Consider the following 4,324-nt stretch of genomic DNA (forward strand, 5'->3'; position numbering starts at 1 on the left):
CTCAAATCGATTTTTGAGCCCCCATAACGTTCGGCAATCCGAAGTCGCAACAAGGCATCTTGCCAAGAATCCGGCGAATTGAAACAGGCCTCCGGCTTTACTGTTTTGCATTAAAACCTGTCGCAGCGATATCATCTGGAGCTTGCGGTTGTTGAAAAACGTCGCCGAGTCCGGTTCGGTTAACGGAGGCATCGACCGAGTTTCCTCTGCATGGCCGGACGTTTGCAAACTGAAATCGTCGGCTCCTTAAAAAACGCGAAACGTCTCGCCGCTAAAGAGTGAGTTATTGACCGGTTACCAGAAACGGACGATTCGGCCATGGATGGGATTCGCTACACTTCACATTCTCAGCGACCGTTGGTCACGATGGACGCGGGACAGATTTGACGAGCGATCGGGCTGGACCGCAGTTTCACGCCCCAAAGCGATGGAAATACCCTCGCTCGTTGGGAAGCGTTCGCTTTAAAGCGAGCAATCATTATCAATATTTGTTGGACAACATGACTGGCACACTGATCTATTTAGGCTTGGCTCTTTTTCTCATTCTGTTAAACGGATTCTTCGTCGCCGCAGAATTTTCGCTTGTCAAGGTTCGCATTTCACGGATCGACCAACTCGCCCGCGATGGCAAGGCGTTTGCCAACACTGCGAAATGGCTCGCCAAGCGATTGGACGAATCGCTTTCCGCTTGCCAGCTAGGGATCACGATGGCTTCGCTCGCATTGGGCTGGGTCGGTGAGCCCGCGTTTGCGAAGTTGGTGGAACCGGTTCTAGGGTGGATCGGGGTGACGGATGAGCGGGTGGTTCACGTGATGGGGTTCGCGCTGGCGTTCTCTGCGATCACCGGGTTGCACTTGGTCGTCGGAGAACAGTTCCCCAAAATTTTCGCGATCCGCCGCCCTGAACAGATGTTGTTGTGGTGCGCGCTGCCACTAAAGTTTTTCTATGTGCTGCTGTATCCATTTCTGACGGTGCTCAATGTGGTTACTTCGTTCTTGCTTCAATTGGTGGGCATCAAAGGAGCATCGGATCACGAGGGTGTGCGTACCGAAGACGAGATCCGCGCGTTGCTCAGAGAGGCCCATGTGCATGGCAATCTCAGTCGCGACGAACACTCGCTGATCAACAATGTGTTTGAGTTCGATGACATGATCGTTCGCCGCGTGATGTTGCCTCGTGGCGACGTAATCTTTTTCGACATCAACGACCCCCTTTCCAAACTCCGCGACCTTGTTCGCCAGACGATGCACACGCGGTACCCGGTATGCGATCGATCGCTCGATAAAGTGATCGGTGTGGTCCACATCAAAGACCTGTTGATGATCCCGCCGGACGACGACGAATTTGACATTCGTTCTATCGTGCGGCCGCCCAAGAAAGTGCACGAAACGATGCCGATCAGCCGCGTGCTTCGGCATTTCCAAGCGACGCACCAATTGTTGGCCTTCGTGATCGACGAATATGGCACGATTACCGGAATGGTCACGCTCGAGAATGTCCTAGAAAAGATCGTCGGCGAGGTGGACGACGAGTTTGACAACGCCGATCCGGACATTGTTCCAGCGGGACCGGGTGAATTCATCATTAACGGTACCACTGGGGTGGAAGAGATTCGTCGCCGTCTGTCGCTGCCGTTGGCTGAGTCCGAGGAAGCGGACACCATCAGTGGTTTGCTGATGGATGTGAAGCAGAAAATCTTGGTTCAGGGAGACAAATTGCAACTCGAAGGTGCGATTGCAGAGGTACTGGAGATGAAAAACGACAGCGCCACGAAATTGAAATTCAAAATCACGGAGGGGCTTTCCGAATAACGCACACGACATAACCCATCCCGTGGTTGGCTCCGCTCATTCGGGTCGGATCGGATCCTTGCGGGGAAAGGCCGCGTTTCGCCCCCCAACTTTCTTTATCTCGCCAAGATCGTATTCATCAACGGCGGCGAGATGCGGTCGGCGTATACCAACGCTTTGCCAGCCAGACTGAGGATCACCTCGCTGCGGCGCGACTCGATTGCCGCCAACGTTTTTCGAGCGACTTTTGCGGGTGGCCAACTGCCGATGCTTTTTGATTGCGACTCGGCTTCGGAACCGATCAACGAATCAAAGAATTCACTGCGTGTCGTGCTGGGACTGACCAACGTCACTTGGATTGAGTTGCCAGCGTGCGAGTCGCGAGCCAGTTCCGCACGGAGTGAATCGCTCAAGCCATGAAGTGCAAACTTGCTTGCGCAATATTCACTCTTGTCGGGTACGGCACGGTGTCCGAGCACGCTGCTGATGTTACAGATCACCGGGGCCCGACCTCGCCGCAACATCGGAATCGCATGCCGCATCAACTCGGCGGGCGCAAAGAAATTGACGTCCATGATTCGCCGCAATCGTTGTTCGTCAGCGTTTACGAAGGGGCCAATCGCGCCGATCCCGGCATTGTTAACCAGCAGATCCAAGCGGCCGTCATCGACACGCCCCGCCGCCGCTAAGATCTCGGTACGCACATCCGCATCCGTCACATCACCGACCACCGGAATCAATTTGCCGGGACATTCTCGTGATGCGAGATTCGCCAACCGCTCGGCTCGGCGGGCGACAGCCACCACCGTGGCTCCGCGATCGAGCAGCAATTCACACAAGCAGCAGCCAATCCCGCTGCTAGCGCCCGTAACGACGGTGATAGAATCTTTGGGTTTCCAACGCATCGATCCGCAATACTTTCGTGGTGATTGCTGCGGTGCAGCTAGGAATTAGCGTGTTGATCGTAGCGAAAGTCGTCAACGGCATGTTGATTTAATCCAAATGCACATCGCATCGGTGGATCGTAAGGCACCGTGCCGTGAGGCACCGTGCAGTGAGGCACCGGGGCGTGCCTGGGCCCCGGCCGCTGACACGTCGCGACTCACTAGATCAACAAGTCGTCGATGCATTCGCTGTTCTATTGGATGGACGAAAGTGTTGGCGACTTTCGCTACGACATCGAGCAGCATGCTGGCTAGGCGACTTCGCTTGATGAATCCGACAGCGGTACCGACGGCAGGTCGATTGAGATCGAAGAGGTCTCGTCGTCCGCCGCCTGATCGTCTTTCGATTTCGCAGGACGCTCGTCCATGTGTCGAATCGCCACGGCGTCGCGATGCACTGGCCCCATCGCTCCGGCAGGAACTCGGACGTGAATCGTCACCATTTCTTCGCCATATTTCCGCGACAACACTTCGCCTTTGGCCGCCAAGTAGGCCAGCAACTTGCCATCGCTCGGCGCCACGTCGACTTCTAAATCAAAGAACTCGCGTCCCAGGGCCTCGCCCACCGCTTCGATCAACGGAACGAGCCCCGTGTTGCTCTTGGCACTTACTGGGATCGCGTTGGGGTAACGATCGAGCACTCGGTTCAGCACCGCCGCACTTTTGATCGCATCGATTTTATTGAGCACTAGCAGCGTGTCTTTCGCTTCGATCTGAAGTTCTTCGAGCACGCGATAGACCGCACTGATTTGCTCGAAGACCGTCGGACTACTGGCGTCAGCAACGTGCAACAACAAATCGGCTTGACGCGTTTCTTCAAGCGTCGATTTAAAACTAGCGACCAACGAGTGAGGCAGATCGCGAATGAACCCGACCGTGTCACTCAGCAGCACGGTTCCCCAACCGGGCAACTGCCAACGCCGTGTTCGCGTATCGAGCGTGGCAAACAATTTGTCGGCGGCATGCACGTTGGCTGCCGTTAACGCGTTCATCAACGTGCTCTTGCCGGCATTGGTGTAACCGACCAACGACACCGTCGGTGCCTCTTTACGCGCTTCGACCTGTTGTTCGCGGCGACGCTCGACTTTGGACAGTTCTTCTTTCAGATCGTGGATTCGTTTCTGCGCCAACCGACGGTCCACTTCCAACTGCTTCTCGCCCGGCCCACGCATACCGACGCCCATCGCTTGACGCGACAAGTGGGTCCACATCCGTTTGAGCCGTGGCAGCGAGTACTCGAGCTGCGCCAATTCGATCGCCAATCGAGCTTCATACGTTCGGGCACCGGCAGCAAAGATGTCGAGAATCAATTCGGTGCGGTCGATCACTTTGGCATCGATCGCCTTCTCGAGATTGCGAACTTGAGCGGGGTTCAGATCATTGTCGAAAATCACCACGTCGGCGTCATGCCGCTCGACCATCAGCCGCAACTCTTCGACTTTGCCCTTCCCCAAAAACGTGCCATGATTCGGTCGCGTCAACCGCTGCATCAACTCATCGACGACTTCGGTTCCTGCGGTCGTGGCCAATCCGTAAAGTTCTTCCAGCGGATCCGCCTCGACCGTTTGCTCGGGCAGGATCAGGCGGGCC

The 4,324-nt window shown here is 55.7% G+C and carries 4 protein-coding genes; 1 reads left to right on the top strand and 3 read right to left on the bottom strand.

Annotated elements, in window-relative coordinates; genetic code table 11:
- Positions 1-192, bottom strand: a 192-nt coding sequence (locus ABX962_RS31360; protein ID WP_372725496.1) for a hypothetical protein, incomplete at its 3' end; no start/stop codon positions are given.
- A 308-nt stretch (positions 193-500) separates the two neighbouring features.
- Between ABX962_RS31360 and ABX962_RS31365 the strand changes: the two genes are divergently transcribed.
- On the top strand, positions 501-1,811 hold the full coding sequence (locus tag ABX962_RS31365; protein ID WP_372725498.1) for a hemolysin family protein: 1,311 nt from the start codon (positions 501-503) through the stop codon (positions 1,809-1,811).
- Positions 1,812-1,906: 95 nt separating this feature from the next.
- Here ABX962_RS31365 and ABX962_RS31370 read toward each other — a convergent pair whose 3' ends face one another.
- Positions 1,907-2,695: an SDR family NAD(P)-dependent oxidoreductase gene (locus tag ABX962_RS31370; protein ID WP_372725499.1), complete on the bottom strand. Its 789-nt coding sequence runs from the start codon at positions 2,693-2,695 to the stop codon at positions 1,907-1,909.
- Positions 2,696-2,985: 290 nt separating this feature from the next.
- Positions 2,986-4,324 (bottom strand): GTPase HflX (gene hflX / locus ABX962_RS31375; protein WP_372725501.1); only part of this gene is annotated, 1,339 nt, incomplete at its 5' end.

The sequence above is a fragment of the Novipirellula sp. genome, assembly GCF_041583735.1.
Lineage (GTDB): Bacteria > Planctomycetota > Planctomycetia > Pirellulales > Pirellulaceae > Novipirellula.